We start from the raw sequence: 17899 nt of genomic DNA, 5'->3' as shown, positions 1-17899 counted from the left end.
CAGTGAGCCGCTATCGTCGGCGTATGACCGGCTCCCTTCCCACGCGGGATCCTGCCTTCCGCGCCGGCGCCCGCTACGGCGCGGCCGTCGCGATCATGATCTTCAGTACGTACCTGGCCATTTCGACCAACTTCTCCGCGATCGTGCAGTCGGAGAACTACGCCGGCACGATCCGCTCCGACGTGCCGCTTCTCGATGTCGCGGAGTTCGTGCTCATCGTCGCGGGGATGGTGACGGCCGTAGCGATCCTGCCCACCCGCTGGCCCTCCCGCCTGGGGGCCGTGACACTCATCTGCGTCACCCTGTTCCTGTGGGCGACGTTCGGGATCGAGCGGGGCGCCGGGGTGATCACAGAGCCGGTCGGGTTCTGGTCGTTCGTGCTCGATCAGGGCTTCGCGACGCTCCTCGCCGCGGTCGGCGGATGGCTCATCGCGCGGGGACGCCACCCGCTGACGTGGCTCTTCACGCTCGTGTGCCTCCTCCCCTCGCTCGTGGCGATGTGGACCGAGACGATCAACATCACCACCGGCGCCTACGCCCTGCTGATGCTGGGGGTGGTCGCGGTCGCCGGGCTTGCGGCGGTGTGGGCCGCCGCCGCCGTGGACCGGATGCTGCCGCGCCGGGCCCGGCCGGGTCACCCCGACGCGGCCGGCGACTCCACACCGCGCGAGTCGACGAGCCGCGTCACCGGGTCGGACGGCGCGGTGCGGCGGTAGACCCACTCGGGGAGGTGACCCGCACCGGCCATCCTCAGGACCAGCTCGGCCATCCCGTGATCGGGATCGATCTCCAACGCCTGCTCCGCGTACCGGCCGGCGTGCGACGACCTCCCGACCGCCCAGGCAAGCCATCCGGTGGCCGCGAGGATCCCCGGCCGGGCCGCCCGCGGAGCCGCCGCCGCCAGGTGCCGCGTCAGTTCCAGAGCCGCCTGCAGGCGCTCGGGATCGGGCGACGGCCCGTCGCCCCACATCGTCTGGGCGAGGTGCTCGGGATAGTCCTCACCGTCGGCCCAGCGCATCTGCGCGTCGAACGCCTCGTCGCCCGCGGGGAGGTCCTTCGACCACTGCACGAGCGCGACGTCGCGCAATCCCGGACGGGACAGACACCATGCCAGCACGGCCGTCTCGTAGGGATCCTTGTGCGCGGGATCCCCCGACAGCGCCTCCTCGAACAGCAGCGGCAGGTCGTCCATGCGGCAGACGGCGGCGAAGGCGCCGGGGGCGACCCGTGGCTCGTCCCGCCGGGGACCCGGGGCGGTGCCGAACAACGACTCCATGGCCTCTTCGATGTCGGCGAGGGCTCTTCCCACGCGCTCCTTCGCGGCGAGGTCGACCGATGGCAGCGTGGCGCCGGAGATCTGGTCGTCGTGCGGCAGCGGCTCGTCCGCGAAGGCCTCGTGCGCATAGGGGATCTCCGCGAGGGCGTGCACGAGCGTCCCGTCCGAGAGATAGGAAGCCCAGCCGTCGCGGGCGACACAGAGCGCCTCGCTGATGCGCAGGCCGCAGACATCCGCCTTCGCCAGCAGCGCCCGTACCCACGCATCTGCGGGCAGAGGCGACGCCGGAACGAGCGGCTCATCGGTGTAGACGACGACGGCCACCGCATCCACGTGCGTGACCTTGCAGACCATGCCGATGGCGGTGGCGCTCGCGCTGTCGCGTTCTTCGGGTGTGAGCTCGCCCGGCAGGTCGAGACGGAGGGCGCCGAGCGTGCGGTTGCCTTGGAAGGGAATGAGGACGCCGCTCCGAGTCGGCAGATAGCCGATGAGACGCGGCACGAGGGCGAGGAAATCGGCGGCGCTGGCCGCACGGATCACGGTGGTCATGGGCCCACCCTTCTCGCGAGCATCGACTGCCGGGCGGGCGTCGGGGGGAAACGGTGGAGAAGGCGTCGGAGGCTCGGCCTGTGCAGGAGAGGTGACGCGGCGCACGCGCAGGCAGGCCGCGTATCCTGGAGCCATGGATGAGTACTGGAGCGCGGTGATCTGGTCGCTGCTTCCCACCGTCGTGGTCTCGGTGGTGTTCTTCTTCATCCTCCGCAGCATCTTGCGCATGGACCGCACGGAGCGGAAGGTCTACGCGAAGGTCGAGGCCGAGGAGCGCGCCAAGCGCGGTCTGCCGCCGGTCGGTGCCACCACGCCCGAGAACTGACCTCCCCGACCGCGTCCGCGGTATTCGATACGCTGGGGGAGTTTTCCGGCGGGGGGTTCCGTGGTCGAGGTCACCTTCGACGCCACGTGGTGGGTGGTGGTCGTGCTCATCGTGGACGTGACCATCCGGGTCACCGCGATCATCATCGTGCCGCGCAACCGGCGCCCGACGTCGGCGATGGCCTGGCTCCTGGCGATCTACTTCATCCCCTTCATCGGGGTGTTGCTTTTCCTCCTCATCGGCAATCCGCGGCTGCCGCGCAAGCTCCGGCGCAAGCAAGCGGCCCTGAACGACTACATCCGCGAGACCAGCGCGTCGCTGGATTTCGGAACGCTGCGGCCCAACGCGCCGCATTGGTTCCGCGCTCTCGTGCGACTGAACCGCAACCTCGGCGCCATGCCCATCGCCGGCGACAACGGCGCGACGATCATCTCGGACTACCAGGAGAGCCTGGACGCCATGGCCGATGCCATCCGTCAGGCCGAGCGCTACGTGCACGTGGAGTTCTACATCCTGCAGTCGGATGCGGCCACCGACAATTTCTTCCGCGCCCTCGAAGAGGTCGCGGCCCGCGGCGTGGTCGTGCGCGTGCTGCTGGACCACTGGGCGAACCGCGGCAAGCCGTTCTACCGTCACACCCTCCGGCGGCTGAAGGCCATGGGGGCGCATTGGCATCTGCTGCTGCCCGTGCAGCCGCTGAAAGGTCGCACGCAACGGCCCGACCTGCGCAATCACCGCAAGCTCCTCGTCGTCGACGGCAAGGTCGCCTACATGGGGTCGCAGAACGTCACCGACTCCAGCTACAACCTGCGCAAGAACATCCGCCGCGGACTCCACTGGGTCGATCTGATGGTGCGTGTCGAGGGACCGGTCGTGGCGAGCATGAACGCGGTGTTCCTCTCCGACTGGTACGGCGAGACCGACGAGATCCTCTCCGACGAGATCGACCTGTTCGAGGTGACGCCCGGACCGGGCGACCTCGACTGCCAGATCGTGCCGTCGGGACCGGGATTCGACTTCGAGAACAACCTCAAGCTGTTCCTCGGACTGCTGTACGCGGCGAAGGAGCGCATCGTCATCGTCAGCCCCTACTTCGTGCCGGACGAGGCGCTGCTGCTGGCGATCACCACGGCGTGCCAGCGCGGCGTGCACGTCGAGCTGTTCGTCTCCGAGGAGGGCGACCAGGCGCTCGTCTACCACGCTCAGCGCAGCTACTACGAGGCGCTGTTGCGGGCCGGCGTGAAGATCTGGATGTACCGCAAGCCCTACATCCTGCACGCCAAGGGCATCACGATCGACAACGAGGTCGCGGTGGTCGGCTCGAGCAACATGGACATGCGCTCGTTCGGTCTGAACCTCGAGATCACGCTGCTGGTACGCGGCGAGGAGTTCGTGCGCGACCTCGAGGTCGTCGCCGATCAGTACCGCGGCCTCAGCCGCGAGCTGACCCTCGAAGAGTGGCTGAACCAGCCGCTGCGCTCGACCCTGCTCGACAACCTCGCGCGTCTCACCTCCGCCCTGCAGTAACCTGGCGGCAGCATCCGGAGGTGGCTCATGCCCACTCGCTATGGTTCGGTCCTCGCGGTACTCGGCGGCACGCTCGTGACGGCGGCTCTCCTCGCCGGCTGTGCGACCGGCGGCCCGGCCGGTCCGGTCACGCCCCCGCCCGACGGGGGCTCCGAGTCTCCCGCCGAGGTCGAGGTGTCCGCGGCGTGGCTGGACGGCGGAAGCATGGTCGCCGTGCTCCTGGAGGGCAGCTCGACGTGCGTGCCCCTCGTCGACGCGTCGGAGTACGAGGAGGGTGTGCTCGCGGTGTCGCTGATCGAGCCGGATGGCCCGTGCACGCGCGACCTCGTCCTGCGCGGCGTGCCGGTGCCGCTTCCCGCGGGCGTCGATCCCGCCGACGCGCTGCAGGTCGAGGTGACGGGCGAGGGGTATGCCGGCACGGCCGAGCTGGCCGGCGTCCCCGGGTTGACGCCCGGGGGCGGCCTCGAGGGTGGCCAGCCCAGCGCCGGCTGGGCGACGCCGGATTCGTTCGCCCTGCTGACGTGGGGCTCATCGAGCTGCCCGCCGCAGCTCGCGGATGCTGTCGTCGCCGCGCCGGGCCAGATCGCCGCGACGTTCGCCGACCCGCCCGCCGACCGCGCCTGCACCGCCGACTTCGGCCCGCGGGTGACGGTGGTGACCGTGGCCGAGGCCGGCGCGGCCTACGAGGCCGTGCTCTCGGGCGACGGGCTCGAGTCCGTGCGCATCCCCATCGCCGGCACTCCCTAGCCGGGCGGCGTCACGCGGCGGTGATCGTCCCCGCGGAGGAAGCGAGCACGTATCGCACGAGCGCGCGAACCCCTACTCCCGTCGCCCCAGCGGCCGACTGATCCGTCGCGCGGTCGCGCATCACGGTCGTCGCAATGTCCACGTGGGCCCACGGCGTCTCGCGCGCGAAGCGGCGGAGGAACAGTCCGCCTGTCAGGGTGATGAACGGCTTCTCGGAGTGCGGACCGAAGTTCTTCATGTCGGCGACCGATGATTCGAGTGAGCTCTCGTAGCCGTCGTAGAGGGGCATCTGCCAGGCGGGCTCGCCGCCGGCGGCCGCTGCGTCGAGGACGCCACCGACGACGGACGGATCCGTCCCCAAGACGGCGAAGATCTCCGGCCCCAGCCCCGAGCCCCACGTGAGCGTCGCTATATCGACGATCTGCGATGCGCCGCGCTCCTGGGCATAGACCAGCGCATCCGCCAGCACGAGCCGCCCTTCGGCGTCCATGTTGTTGAGCTCGACGGTGGTTCCATCGCGCATCGTGCACACGTCTCCGGGCCGAGTCGAGCGAGGGCCTACTGCGTTCTCGGCACACGCGAGGTACGCACGAACGTTGATCGGCAGCCCCATCCGCGCGACGGCGACGACAGCCGCCAGAACGGACGCGGCACCGGCCATGTCGGATTTCATGGGTGCCATGCCGTCGTTGTCCTTGATGGACAGGCCGCCCGCGTCGTACGTGATCCCCTTCCCGATCAGCGCGATGAAGGGGCCATCGACCGGTTCGTAGGCCACCTCGATGAGACGAGGGGGTGTATCACTGCCACGGCCGACGGCCAGAATGCCCCCGAATCCTCCTTCGGCCAACTCGCGCTCGCCGAGGACCTGCAATCCCAAGTCGAGTTCAGCGCCGACCCTCTCGCACTCGCTGACGAGATCCGACGGCGTGAGGTCTTCGGCGGACGCGTTCGTGAGGTCGCGAGCGTAGTTCGTGACCTCGGCGAGCAGCCGTCCGCGTTCGATGTCGGCCTCGGCGCATCCCCACAGAGCCACGGCGCAGATCTCTCGTTCGGGTGGGGACGACAGGTAAGCGGCGTGCTCGTATGCGCCGAGCAGCCAGTGCTCGGCGATCACCTCGCCGGGGGACGGCGCTCCTGCCGGGCTGAGCAGGCACAACACCGATCGGCGGCCGCGCGTGGAGCGTCCCGCAGTGGCTGCGGCCCTCTGGAGACTCTCGGGCGTGGCCAAGGGCCCCTGGCCGACGGTGACCAGCAGAACGTCCGGTCGATGCGGAGCGCGTGCCGGCACCCAGAAAGTGGACCCTGCCTTCGGGCGGGGGAACCGGTCGGCGATCGCGGACAACTCCTCCCTGTCCGGCTCCGGAAGCGGCACCGTGAGCGGGATGACACCATCGGCCGTGACAGGGATGACGACGACGTCAAACTGATCGAGATCGGTGATGCCGGAGGCGGCGCGGAAACGGACGGCGGCGTGGGACGAACGTGGATGTGAGAGGCGCACCGGCCCTCCTTTCACTGAGTGGACGTGTGCCGCACACACGATAGGTCCCACGCGCGCATCACACAAGACGAGTTTTGTGACGGCGCATTAGAGCGTAGTTGTAACAGCACAAATCGATGGTTGTGTGGTAGGTATCTGTACCGTACGGTGGGCTCAGCTTCCCATCGCGTTCCGCGATCGCGGAACGAGCGTGCTCAGGGACGGAGTGGGATGACTGACGTTGGTGCGCCGATCATGGTGGACATCGCCGGTGACGGCCGCAGCCGCGGAGAAGCCCACGGCGAGGCGCTCCGTTCACTCATCGCGGACGGGTTGGAACGCTGGCGCCACCACGTCGGAGAGCGGCACGGAGTGACGCCGAGGACCTTCGTCGAGCGCTTTCTGACGGCCAGTGAGTACGTCGCGACCGTCGAGCGCGTCGCGCCCGACCTCTACGCCGAGGTGGCGGGGATCGCGGCCGCGAGTAATCAGCCGCTCTCCGAGGTCTGGGCGTACAACCTCATGGACGAAGAATGGCGCTACCAACACGACCAAGGCGTGGGCTGCAGCGTCATCGGCATGACTTCGGACCCGGATGGCGCTGGTGTCGTGCTCGGCCAGAACATGGACCTCCCCTCGTCCATGTCCGGCAACCAGGCCCTGCTGCGGATCGCCGAGAGCCACGGCGAGCCGACGCAGATCGTCCTGACGGCGGCCGGCATGGTGGGCCTGCTCGGCGTCAATCGCGCAGGTGTGGCCTGCTGCGTGAACACCCTCGAAGGGCTGCCCGGCTCGTTGACCGGACTTCCCGTGGCTTTTGTCGTGCGCGAGGTGCTCCGCCAGCCGAACGCCGACGAGGCGGTTGCCCGCCTCGTCGGCGTGCCGCACGCTTCTGGTCAGCACTACGCCATCGCCGATTCCCGCGGGATCCGCGGGTTCGAATGCTCGGCCGAGGCGTGCGTGGAGGGGCCTGCGGCATCCGGCCTGGTCCACACCAATCACGCCCTCTGGGTCGATTCCCCGGCCGCGCATGAGCGCGCCTGGGGCAGCCCCACCACCCTCCCGCGTCTGCGTGCGCTGGATGCGCTCCTCGCTGCCGTCTCCAGCGGTGAAGAGGTCGAGGCGGCGCTGAGCGATCCCACATCGGGTCTGTGTGTCCGGCCGACGATCGAGGTCGCGACGGAGACGTTCGCCGGTGTCATGTTCACGCTGCCCCGCTCGGCCCAGCCCAGCGTGCGGATCGCTCTCGGACGCCCCGATCGCACGCCGTGGCGAGACGTTCCGTGGGAGGGTCAATGGCCCACCCCCGCTGAATGATGTAGCGGCACAAATGACGGTATGTTTCACGGCATGATCGAGATACTCGTCGGGTCGATAACGGAGATGTCTGCGCGCGGGCTGGCGGATGCGTTCAGCCGCGCGGTGCGGGACGGAACGATCAAGCCCGACCAACGCGTGCCCTCGATTCGATCGACGGCTACTGCTCTGGGATTATCGCCCACCACCGTCAGCGCCGCCTGGCGACTCCTTCAGCAGGCCAACCTCATCTACACCGACGGGGCCCGTGGCACGATCGTCGCCGGGGGGACCGGGCAGGGGCCCGTTCGCTTCGGCAGTGCGATTCAGTACAAGGCCGAGTTCGCCGTCAATCTCTCGACCGGTCTTCCGGATCCTGACCTCCTGCCGGATCTCGCACCGTCGTTGAATCGAGTGGGACGTCCCGGCGCTGTCGAGGGATTTCTCGCCGCCCCCATCGTGCCCGAGCTCGACAGAGAACTGCGGACGGATTGGCCCAACGACCCTGAGCTCATCACGATCGCAGACGGCGTCACGGACGCACTGGACCTGATCACGATGACCTTCTTGCGATTCGGCGACAGGGTGGCCGTGGAAAATCCCACCTATCCGCCGTTGCTCGATCTGTTGGATTCCATTGGGGCGCGCGCCATCCCCCTGAAGCTCGACGCCGAGGGGGTGACAGGCGATTCGGTCGCAGCGGCCGTCGAGGCGGGTGCCCGAGCAATATTCCTGCAGTGCCGGGCGCACGATCCGATCGGTGTGGGGCTCTCCCCCCGGCGCGCGAAGGATCTCGCGCGTCTGCTGCGGGGTCGAGAAGTCATGGTGTTCGAGCTGGATCTCTGGGGACCGCTTTCGCCCGAACCCCTGGTGAGCGTGAGCGCCTATCTACCGGACCAGGCCGTGTACCTGCGCGGCTTCTCCGACGCCTACGGCCCTGACCTTCGGCTGGCAGCGCTCGGCGGTCCGAGTTCTCTCATGGGACCCCTGATCGGCCGTCGGCACCTGGGCCAGGGCTGGACGAGCAGGCTCCTGCAGCGACTGCTGCTGGATCTGCTGACGCAGGACGGGCCCCAGCGTGCCGTCGAACGGGCCCGCGATGTGTACCGCGAGCGTCGCCAGGCGCTAGTCGCGGAACTTCAGAAACACGGGATCTCCGTCCTGGGCGACGACGGACCTATGGTGTGGGTCCCCGTGCAGAACGAATCCGCGGCCCTCATGGTGCTCGCGAGCCAGGGGATCGGAGTCGCACCGGGCAGCCCCTACCTCACGCGGCCCGAAGTGAGCAGCCATATCGCTGTCACGACCGCGGTGCTTCGCCCTGACGACGCCCCGGGTATCGCTGCCGCCATCGCGCGCGCCGCACGCCCCGCCACGATCGGACCGGCGAGGTGAGCCCGCGCTGCGTGTCCTGCGCGCGTGGCCGACCCCGTCTTGAGAGACCATGAACGGAGGAGCTATGTCGCATCCGAAGAACACCGTGCTGGAGGCCGCCGCGCCCCTGCTCGCGCCGGAGCGCGCCGTCGACTACGTCGCCGAGCGTTGGGGGATCTCCGCCCGCACGGCCCGCGCACTCTCCAGCGAGCGTGATGCGATCGTCATGCTCGATGACAGGTACGTGCTCAAGGTGTCCAACCCTGCCGAGCAACGCTCGATCGTCGACATGGAGAACGCGGTGGCGAACCACCTCGCCGCCGTGGCGCCCGAACTTCCGGTGCCCCGCACGGTTCCGACCCGCGGCCAGGAACTGGTGGATACGGTCGTCGACGATAACGGCCGCGCGTGCCTGACGCGGGTCGTCACGATGCTTCCCGGCTCACCCCTCGAGGGGCGCCCCGTCACCGCCGACGTCGCCGAGCAGATGGGTGAGACCGCCGCGCGCACCACGATGGCGTTGGCGGGCCTATTCCATCCGGCATCGGGCAGGGTGCTCGACTGGGATGTACGTCGCGCGCCCGACGTCGTGCGCGGAGGCGCCCACGGGGGAGGAGTCGATAAGGCGCTGCTGGCACTGGTTCCCCGGTTCGCGGTTGCGTCCTCGGAGACGCGACGACTTCCGTCGGGCATACAGCACGGCGACATCACTCTCACGAACGTGCTCTCCGCCGACGGGAGGGTCACGGGTCTCATCGACTTTGGAGACACGCATCACACCGCCGCGGTCTGCGACCTGGCGGTCACCCTCACCTCCGTGGTCCGAAACACCGCCCCGGATCAGCCGCTCTCGACGTGGGAACTGATCGAGGCGGTGCTGGACGGCTATCAGCGGCACCGGACGCTGAGCCCTGCTGAGGTGGCGGTGCTCGGTGAGCTCGTGCTCGCCCGGCTCGCGCTCACCGTGGCCATCGCCGCGCGTCGGCAAGTCACCCACGCTGACAATGCTGCCTACATCACCCAGCACTCGGTTCCGGCGACCCGCGTGCTGACCGACCTCGCGCAAACGGAGCAGGCTGAACTGGCGGAGCGCCTGGCGCGACTGTGCGGAACCGTGCCCAGGTCGAGACTCGCCCCGACGCCTGATCTACCGCAGCGCCGAGCAGCGGTTATGGGGGGACGGCTGAGTCCCGTGTTCTACGCCGAGCCGCTCGAGATCGTGCGCGGGAAGGGCTCCTGGCTCTTCGATGCCGGAGGGCGCCGGTACCTCGACGGCTACAACAATGTCGCCGTGCTCGGGCACGCACACCCGGCCGTCGCGAACGCCGTCGGCGCCCAGCTGCGCACGCTCAATACGCACTCGCGCTACCTGCATCCGTCCGTCGTCGACCTCGCCGAGCGGCTCATCGCCACGATGCCCGCAGAGATCGATACCTGTCTGTTCACGACATCGGGGACGGAGGCCAACGATCTCGCGTGGCGCCTGGCGACGGCGCACACGGGCGGCACGGGCGCCGTCGTCGCCGAGCATGCGTATCACGGCTCTTCCAAGTGGCTCGCGGATTTGAGCCCGAACGAGTGGCCGACGGGATACCGCCCGACCCATGTCGCGACCTTCGCAGCGCCCCGTCCATATCCGGGCGGCTTGGGACGCGAGACGGCCGCGGCGCGGATCGACAGAGCCACGGCGACGTTGGCGGCGAGTGGGGACCGACTGGCATTGGTGCTGGCGGACACCGCGTTCACCAGCGAGGGGATCTGGGACGTTCCTGATGACTTTCTCGCTGGGTTGGTGGACGGCGCACATCGCCACGGCGGGCTTTATCTCGCCGATGAGGTGCAATCCGGCTTCCACCGCACGGGCGAGCATCTGTGGCGGTTCGCTGCCGCGGGCGTCGTGCCCGACCTGGTCACCCTGGGCAAACCCATGGGTGCCGGCTACCCGATCGGCGCCGTCCTGACGCGCCGCGATATCGCGGACTCACTCGCCAGTGAGTACGAGTACTTCTCCACCTTCGCCGCCACACCGGCGGCAGCCGCGGCGGGACTGGCCGTGCTGGACCGGATCCAGATCACCGACGTCGCGGGGCGCGTGACGGACGTCGGCGAGCATCTGCGTCAGTCCTTGGCGGCCATCGCGTCCCCGAGGCTGGGCGACGTCCGAGGCCGCGGACTCATCGTCGGCGTCGACCTGGTGCCACCGCCCGGAGCACATCCACGGCGATTCGCCGCGGATGTGCTGAACGGACTGGTCCGGCGCGGGGTCATCGCCGGCCTCACCGGACCCGGCGGCGACGTGCTCAAGGTCCGCCCTCCGCTGTCGTGGCGTCGGGAGCACGCCGAGCTGTTCGTCAACGCCCTGCGAGAAACCGTGAACCAAACGTGACAGTACAAGATGCATCTTGTGCTGGGTTGCAGTGGAGACGTATGGTGACGCTGCGGATGCCCGCGTCCGCGGGCGGAAGGAGGAGAGCCTGTGCTGCTGGAAGTCGATGATCTGACCGTGACGTTCGACACTCCGGACGGTGAGGTGAAGGCGGTACAGAACGTTTCCTTCCAGCTCGACGCGGGACAGATCCTCGGTATCGTCGGCGAGTCAGGGTCCGGTAAGAGCGTCAGCACTCAGGCGCTCGTGGGTCTCCTGCGCGGCGCGATGATCTCCGGACGGTCGCTGTTCGATGGCCGAGACCTGCTCACGATGTCGGCGGAGGAACTGCGTCGTGTTCGTGGATCCGAGATCGCCATGATCTTCCAGGACCCGCTCTCGAGCCTCCACCCGGCGTACCGGGTGGGAGCACAGATCGCGGAGCAGATCCGGGCGCACGAGAAGGTCTCTCGCCCCGCGGCCCGCGCGCGTGCGGTCGACCTGCTGCGCCTGGTGGGGATCCCGCAGCCGGAGCGACGAGTGCACGACTATCCGCACCAGTTCTCCGGCGGCATGCGACAGCGCGTGATGATCGCTATGGCGATGTCGCTGAACCCGAAACTGCTCATCGCCGACGAGCCGACGACGGCTCTGGACGTCACAGTTCAGGCGCAAGTGCTGGAGGTGATGAGGCGGCTGCAGGAGGACTTCGACACAGCGATCATCATGATCACCCATGATCTCGGTGTGATCGCCGACCTCGCCGACACCGTTTGCGTGATGTACGCCGGCAGAGTCATCGAGCAGGCGCCACTGCGGGAGATCTTCTACGCCCAGCATCACCCGTACACGGCTGGTCTCCTACGATCCATCCCCTCCGTCGAACAGCTCGGTGCCCGGTTGAGCTCGATCGACGGACGCCCACCCAGTCTGCTGAGTCTTCCCGGGGGATGCTCGTTCCACCCGCGCTGTCCCTTCGCCATGGAGCAGTGCCGCGTCGAGCGCCCCCTGCTGGAGCCCGTGCTCGATGACTCCCGCCACCTCTCGGCCTGCTGGCTCCCGAAGGGCGCCACGCGCGTGAACGACCCCGCGGATGCCTTCGCCGACAGGGGAGCAGGGGAGGTCTCGCCGTGAGCGATGTCGCATCCGCCCCGCGGGACGTGTTGCTCGAACTCGACGACGTGGTCAAGTCGTTCCCGGCGAGCTCGGGGAGTTCCCGTTCTCGCGCGCGCAGCCGCGTGCATGCCGTCAACGGCGTCAGTCTGAAGCTGCACCGCGGCGAGACGCTCGGACTCGTCGGCGAAAGCGGTTGCGGCAAGTCGACCCTCGCTCGCTCCGCGATGCGGCTCCACGACCTCGACTCGGGTCGCATCCTCCTGGACGGCGAGGACATCACCTCGCACGGTCGGCGTCAGCTGCAGCCGATGCGCCGACGGGTCCAGATGATCTTCCAGGACCCGTACGGCTCTCTGAACCCCCGCCGGCGGATCGGGTCGATCATCGCCGATCCCCTGCGCATCCACTCCAAGGGTGACCGCACCAGTCGCAAGCGGGCGGTGCAGGAGACGATGGAACTCGTCGGGCTGAACCCCGAGCACTACAACCGGTTCCCGGCGGAGTTCTCCGGGGGTCAGCGCCAGCGTGTCGGCATCGCCCGTGCCCTGGTTCTCCGCCCCGAGGTGATCATCTGTGACGAACCGGTGTCGGCCCTCGACGTATCCATCCAGGCGCAGATCCTCAACCTCCTCGCCGATCTGCAAAGTGAGTTCCGCCTCACCTACCTGTTCATCGGGCACGACCTCTCTGTCGTCCGCCACGTGAGCGACCGCGTGGCCGTGATGTACCTCGGCAAGGTCGTCGAGATCGGGCGGACGGACGACATCTTCGAGACCCCCCGCCACCCGTATACCACCGCACTCCTGTCCGCCGTGCGCGAACCTGATCCGGACTCGGTGCACCAGCGTCGACGTGTGATCCTTCGGGGTGACCCGCCCTCACCGATCGCGCTCCCCTCCGGATGCCCCTTCCACCTCCGATGCCCGAAGGCTCGCGCATTCTGTGCCGAGGTCGCTCCGCTGTCGCAAGCCCGCCTCGGCGACGCGGACACGCACCAGGCCGCATGTCATTTCCCGGTCGAGCGTGGCGAGATCCTGGCCTCGGCGGAGGTGCTCGACGCGGCAGTCGAGGGTGTCGTTTCGAGCGGGGGAGACCGATGACCGATCAGTTGAAGGCGGTGGAGGGGCGAAGCCCTCTCTCGCTTGCGGTCGCGCGACTTCGCCGAGACCGCGGGGCGATGATCTCCCTCGGCGTGATCATCCTGTTGGTCGTGGTGGCGCTGGCTGCCCCGGTGTTCACACTCCTCACCGGGCACGGCCCGAACGACATGTACTACACACCTGATGCGCGGTCGCCCGAGGGGCTCCCGGTCGGTCCAAACGCGAACTTCTGGCTCGGGACCGACCAGGCCGGAAGAGACGTGCTGGTGCGGATCGCCTACGGAGCGAGGATCGCGTTGGCGATCGGGCTCGGCGCGACGGCGATCTCCATCGTCGTGGGAGTCGTCCTCGGCATGCTGGCCGGGTTCCTCGGCGGGATCGTCGACAGCGTCATCTCACGGATCATCGACGCTGCTCTGGCGATCCCGTTCCTCCTCGTGGGTATCGCGCTGGTCTCGGTGATCGGTGAGATCGGCATCTTCCACATCATGGGCATCGTCGCGCTCTTCGGGTGGGCCTCCGTCGCGCGCGTCATCCGCGGGCAGGTCATCTCCCTGCGCGAGAAAGAGTTCGTCGAGGCCGCACGCTCGCTGGGGGCGGGGAAGCTGCGCATCATCTTCGTGGACGTGTTGCCGAACGTGCTCGCCCCCACGATCGTCTTCGCGACCTTGCTGATCCCAGTGTCCGTCCTCACCGGTGCGGCCCTTTCCTTCCTGGGGGTCGGCGTCCGACCGCCGACGGCCGACTGGGGCGGGATGATCAGCGATGCCGCCGACAATCAGCTGTATCTCCACGCCTGGTGGTTCTTACTGTTCCCCGGCCTCGCATTGCTCATCCTGACGCTGGCTTTCAACGTCCTCGGCGACGGCGTGCGCGACGCGTTCGATCCGCGCAGCGACCGACTCATCCTGCGGCGCCCCAGACGGCGCGCGCGGGCTCGACGAAGGGAGGAGACAGCGTGATCCGATTCCTCGCCTCGCGGCTGGGGCAGAGCGCCATCGTGCTCCTTCTGGTCACGGCCGTCACCTACCTCCTGTTCTTCGCCGGCGAGCCGCGAAGCGTCGCCCAGCGCATTGCCGGACGGTCGGCGACGCCGGAGGTCGTCGACCGCGTGTACGAGAACCTGGGCCTGGACAAGCCGCTGTGGGAGCAGTACGGGCAGTTCCTCCTGCGGCTGCTCCAGGGCGACCTCGGCACCGACTACTACTACGGTCTCCCCGTCACATCCGTGCTCGCAGAGGCGGCTCCCGTCACCCTGTCCCTCGTTGCGGGGGCGGCGCTGATCTGGCTCGTCCTGGGGGTCGGGACAGGCGTGCTCTCCGCAGTGCGCCCACGGTCGTTCCTTGACCGCTCCTTGACGGTGACCGCGCTCTTCTTCTTCTCGGTGCCGGTGTTCGTGCTCGGATTCGGTTTCATCTATGCGCTGTTCTACGTGCCGACGCAGGCGGGCTATGTGGGCCTGCCCGCCGGGGGATTCGTCGATCTGACGGAGAACCCATGGGAATGGTTCCGCCACATGCTGCTGCCCTGGCTGACCCTCGCCCTGGTGACGGCGGCCGCCTACACGCGGCTCACCCGGTCGTCGATGCTCGAGGTGCTCGGGGAGGACTACATCCGTACGGCTCGGGCCAAGGGCGTGAGGGAATGGCGGGTCATCATCCGGCACGCGCTTCGCAGCGCGATGACCCCCATCATGACGCAGTTCGGTGTCGACGTCGGCATCGCGCTGGGCGGAGCGATCTTGGTCGAGTGGGTGTTCGGGCTGCCCGGTCTCGGTCGCGAGGCGGTCGTCGCCATCACCAACCAGGATCTGCCCATCATCGTCGGGATCGTCATCGTCACCTCGATCGCTGTCGTGGTCATCAATCTGCTCGTCGATGTGCTCTACGCGCTCCTCGACCCGCGGGTGCGAATTCACTCGTAATGTAACAGCACAAGATAGATCTTGTGCTGCGAACACTGCCGCCCTAGGGTCGGTGCTACCGACCGCCTATGGAGAGGCGGACCCTGATCGGCAGGAGCAGCAACATGCAACGAGTTTCCAGAGGCGGGGTGGTCGCGGGGGTCGCGGCGCTCGCGCTCGTGCTCGCCACCGCGTGCACCCCCATCCCCGACGAGGACGACGGCACCACGAGCGACGGCTCGGCATTCCCGGTCAACATCAACGACGGAGGCGAGCCGCAGACCGGTGGCACGTTGCACATGCTCGGGACCGCGGACGTCGATTTCATGGACCCGAACGTCTCGTACAACTACATCGGCTACCTCGGTCAGCGGATGTGGGCGCGGCAGTTGCTGACCTACCCGGCCGAGGTGGGCAAGACCACGACCCCGGTTCCCGACATCGTCACAGAAGTGCCCTCCCTCGACAACGGCGGAGTCACCGATGGGGGCGCGACAGTGTCGCTCACCATCAAGGACGGCGTCAACTGGAACACCGAGCCCGCCCGTCAGGTCACCGCGGCCGACGCGGTGCGAGCGGTCAAGCGGACCTGCAATCCCGCGCGCCCCTTCGGCGGGGTCTCGGTGTTCCAGTCCCTCATCGTGGGCATGGACGCATACTGCGAAGGGTACGCCTCGGTCGACCCCGAGTCGGCGGTCGCGCTTGCGGAGTACCAGAACACCCACGAGATCGAGGGCGTCAGCGTCTCGCCTGACAACCCCCTCACGGTCGTCTTCAGGCTCACCACTCCCGCTTCCTACTTCGTCGACATGCTGGCGATGCCCGCGTTCTCTCCGGCGCCACAGGAGTACGACCAGTTCGTGCCGGGGAGCCCCGAACTCGCACAGAACACCGTGGCCAACGGACCGTACCGGATCGCGTCCTACAGCCCAACCAGGGAGATCGTCTTCGAGCGCAACCCCGCCTGGGAGTCTGCAACCGACGACGTGCGCAAGGCATACGTGGATGCCATCGTCGTCAACCAGACGGGGAACGCCCAGACCATCCAGACGCAGCTGCAGGCCGGCAGCCCGACGGCGGACATGGAGTGGAACACCTATCCGCCCAACAGCGTCGTGCCGAGCCTTATCACCGCCAAGGATCCGAACCTCAACCTCACTCCGAACCTGTGGTCGAGCCCGTACCTCGCGTTCAACACTGTTTCGCCCAACAATGACGAGGCGCTTGCATCAGTCGAGGTCCGGCAGGCGCTGAGCCGGGCCATCGACCGCCAGAACCTCACGGTCGATCTGTCCGGACCGCAGATCTCACCGCCCCTGACCCATGTCCTGCCCGCGGGATTCATCGGAAGCGACAGCAACACCGAACCGAGCTACTATCCGTTCGATCCCGAGCAGGCCGAGAGCACACTCGCGGACGCCGGACACGACGCCATGACGCTCAAGGTCTTGTACCAGTCCGACTCGTCGACGTCGAAGTCTGTCTTCCTCACGATTCAGCAGAATCTCGAGAAGGTCGGGGTGAAGGTCGAAGCGGTGACGGCCACTAACGCAGAGTTCTACACGAAGTACCTCCTCGTGCCCGGCGTGGCGCAGGACGGGGTGTGGGACATCGCAATCGCGCAGTGGGGTCCCGACTGGTATGGGGACGCCGCGAAGTCCCTCTTCGCGCCGCTCTTCTACGGCAACGACGGCGAGGCGGGCTCCTCCTTCCCGCCCAACGGTCTCAACTACGGGTTCTACAACAACCCGGAGGTGGACGCCCTGATCGAGGAGGCGTCCGCGGAAGCCGATGCCGACCGCGCCGCGGAGCTATGGGCCGAGACCGATCAGTTGATCATGGAGGATGCCGCGATCTACCCGATCACCTCGCCGACCCAGCCGACGTATCACGCATCGCACGTGCACAACACGATCGTGATCCCGATGTTCTCGCAGGTCGATCCTACGAACGTGTGGCTGTCGAAGGACTGACGGCGGCATCCTCTGTATCCCCGCACCGTCGAGCCCGGCGGTGCGGGGATACGCCACGATGGGGGGATGGACGCAGTGATCCCGGCGCTCACGGAGGTGCCCGCGCCCCAGTTCGTCATGGCGGAGGACGGCACGCGGCTGGCGACCTACTCGTGGGGCGAAGACGGTGAGCCGGCCGTGCTGTGCGTGCACGGCTTCGGGTCGAGCACGCGCGACAACTGGGTGAGCACGGGATGGGTGCGCGAGCTGCTCCGGCGCGGGCTCCGCGTCCTCGCGATCGACCAGCGCGGCCACGGCCAGAGCGACAAGCCGCACGACCCGCAGCGCTACACGATGGCCACTCTGGTCCAAGACCTCACGACAGTGCTCGACACCTACCTGCTGCCGAGCGTGCGCTACCTCGGCTACTCCCTCGGCGGGCGCGTCGGATGGGAGTTCGCCGTGCGTCGCCCCGAGCACCTCGAGCGCGCCGTTCTCGGCGGCATCCCCGACGGTCGTCCGCTCGCGCGCCTCCGCGTGGAGCAGGCACGGGCGTTCGCCGAGCGCGGCGAGCCGGTGGACGACCCGGTCACCCAGCGCTACGTGACCCTGGCCTCACGGGTGCCGGGCAACGACCTGCGTGCGCTCATCGCGGTCGCCGAGGGGATGCGGCTCGGGTCCGACGACCCCGATCCGGCGTCTCCTCCGCAGCAGCCCGTGCTCTTCGCGACGGGCGGCGACGACCCGATCCTCGAGCAGTCCCGCTCCCTGGCTCGGGCCACGCCGCGCGGTGAGTTCCTCGAGATCCCCGCGCGCCACCACACCAACGCCCCCGGATCGCGCGTCTTCCGGCACGCCGGCGCCGACTTCCTGGTGGCGGGCTGAC

15 protein-coding genes are annotated in these 17899 nt (G+C 68.3%); 13 read left to right on the top strand and 2 right to left on the bottom strand.

The features are described from left to right. Window positions 1-23: 23 nt before the first annotated feature. Window positions 24-716, top strand: a complete 693-nt coding sequence (locus ACTU3I_RS00845; protein ID WP_442923707.1) for a hypothetical protein — start codon at window positions 24-26, stop codon at window positions 714-716. On the opposite strand, the gene ACTU3I_RS00840 is transcribed toward ACTU3I_RS00845, so the two are convergent. Then, window positions 635-1825 carry a DUF4192 family protein gene (locus tag ACTU3I_RS00840; protein WP_442923706.1) on the bottom strand — a complete coding sequence of 397 codons (1191 nt, stop codon included), beginning with the start codon at window positions 1823-1825 and terminating at the stop codon, window positions 635-637. The genes ACTU3I_RS00845 and ACTU3I_RS00840 overlap by 82 nt on opposite strands. A 133-nt stretch (window positions 1826-1958) precedes the next feature. Here ACTU3I_RS00840 and ACTU3I_RS00835 point away from each other — a divergent pair, with 133 nt between their 5' ends. Genes ACTU3I_RS00835 through ACTU3I_RS00825 form a run of 3 tightly spaced genes read left to right on the top strand, consistent with a single transcriptional unit; the run spans window position 1959 to window position 4424 of the window. Then, a complete protein-coding gene (locus tag ACTU3I_RS00835) occupies window positions 1959-2150 on the top strand; it encodes a hypothetical protein (RefSeq protein ID WP_442923705.1) in 192 nt (63 codons plus the stop codon). A gap of 60 nt (window positions 2151-2210) precedes the next feature. Beyond that, complete coding sequence (cls, locus tag ACTU3I_RS00830) at window positions 2211-3677, top strand: cardiolipin synthase (protein WP_442923704.1); 1467 nt, start codon at window positions 2211-2213, stop codon at window positions 3675-3677. 27 nt (window positions 3678-3704) lie between these two features. Beyond that, the gene (locus ACTU3I_RS00825) at window positions 3705-4424 is read left to right on the top strand and encodes a hypothetical protein (protein ID WP_442923703.1); all 720 of its coding nucleotides are present in this window, start codon (window positions 3705-3707) and stop codon (window positions 4422-4424) included. Window positions 4425-4434: 10 nt separating this feature from the next. On the opposite strand, the gene ACTU3I_RS00820 is transcribed toward ACTU3I_RS00825, so the two are convergent. After that, a complete protein-coding gene (locus tag ACTU3I_RS00820; RefSeq protein ID WP_442923702.1) occupies window positions 4435-5928 on the bottom strand; it encodes a leucyl aminopeptidase family protein in 1494 nt (497 codons plus the stop codon). 210 nt (window positions 5929-6138) lie between these two features. Between ACTU3I_RS00820 and ACTU3I_RS00815 the strand changes: the two genes are divergently transcribed. The 9 genes from ACTU3I_RS00815 (at window position 6139) to ACTU3I_RS00775 (ending at window position 17898) form a co-directional block, all read left to right on the top strand. Beyond that, window positions 6139-7224, top strand: a complete 1086-nt coding sequence (locus tag ACTU3I_RS00815) for a C45 family autoproteolytic acyltransferase/hydolase (RefSeq protein ID WP_442923701.1) — start codon at window positions 6139-6141, stop codon at window positions 7222-7224. Window positions 7225-7257: 33 nt separating this feature from the next. Further along, entirely contained in the window at window positions 7258-8598 is a 1341-nt protein-coding gene (locus ACTU3I_RS00810) for an aminotransferase class I/II-fold pyridoxal phosphate-dependent enzyme (RefSeq protein ID WP_442923700.1), read from the top strand. Between the two features lie 64 nt (window positions 8599-8662). Next, entirely contained in the window at window positions 8663-10963 is a 2301-nt protein-coding gene (locus tag ACTU3I_RS00805) for an aminotransferase class III-fold pyridoxal phosphate-dependent enzyme (RefSeq protein ID WP_442923699.1), read from the top strand. A 90-nt stretch (window positions 10964-11053) separates the two neighbouring features. Beyond that, window positions 11054-12076: an ABC transporter ATP-binding protein gene (locus tag ACTU3I_RS00800; RefSeq protein ID WP_442923698.1), complete on the top strand. Its 1023-nt coding sequence runs from the start codon at window positions 11054-11056 to the stop codon at window positions 12074-12076. Continuing rightward, a complete protein-coding gene (locus ACTU3I_RS00795) occupies window positions 12073-13158 on the top strand; it encodes an ABC transporter ATP-binding protein (RefSeq protein ID WP_442923696.1) in 1086 nt (361 codons plus the stop codon). The genes ACTU3I_RS00800 and ACTU3I_RS00795 overlap by 4 nt, the downstream gene beginning before the upstream one ends. Continuing rightward, entirely contained in the window at window positions 13155-14120 is a 966-nt protein-coding gene (locus ACTU3I_RS00790; RefSeq protein ID WP_442923695.1) for an ABC transporter permease, read from the top strand. The genes ACTU3I_RS00795 and ACTU3I_RS00790 overlap by 4 nt, the downstream gene beginning before the upstream one ends. Continuing rightward, a complete protein-coding gene (locus ACTU3I_RS00785) occupies window positions 14117-15082 on the top strand; it encodes an ABC transporter permease (protein ID WP_442923694.1) in 966 nt (321 codons plus the stop codon). The genes ACTU3I_RS00790 and ACTU3I_RS00785 overlap by 4 nt, the downstream gene beginning before the upstream one ends. A gap of 104 nt (window positions 15083-15186) precedes the next feature. After that, a complete protein-coding gene (locus tag ACTU3I_RS00780; protein WP_442923693.1) occupies window positions 15187-17034 on the top strand; it encodes an ABC transporter substrate-binding protein in 1848 nt (615 codons plus the stop codon). Between the two features lie 66 nt (window positions 17035-17100). Beyond that, window positions 17101-17898, top strand: a complete 798-nt coding sequence (locus ACTU3I_RS00775; RefSeq protein WP_442923692.1) for an alpha/beta fold hydrolase — start codon at window positions 17101-17103, stop codon at window positions 17896-17898. The last annotated feature ends 1 nt before the right edge of the window (window position 17899 follow it).

This window comes from Microbacterium sp. RD1 (genome assembly GCF_052220165.1).
In the GTDB taxonomy this organism is placed as follows: Bacteria; Actinomycetota; Actinomycetes; order Actinomycetales; family Microbacteriaceae; genus Microbacterium.
Note: the sequence above shows the minus strand (reverse complement) of the source record. Positions and strands in the feature narration are given on the sequence as shown.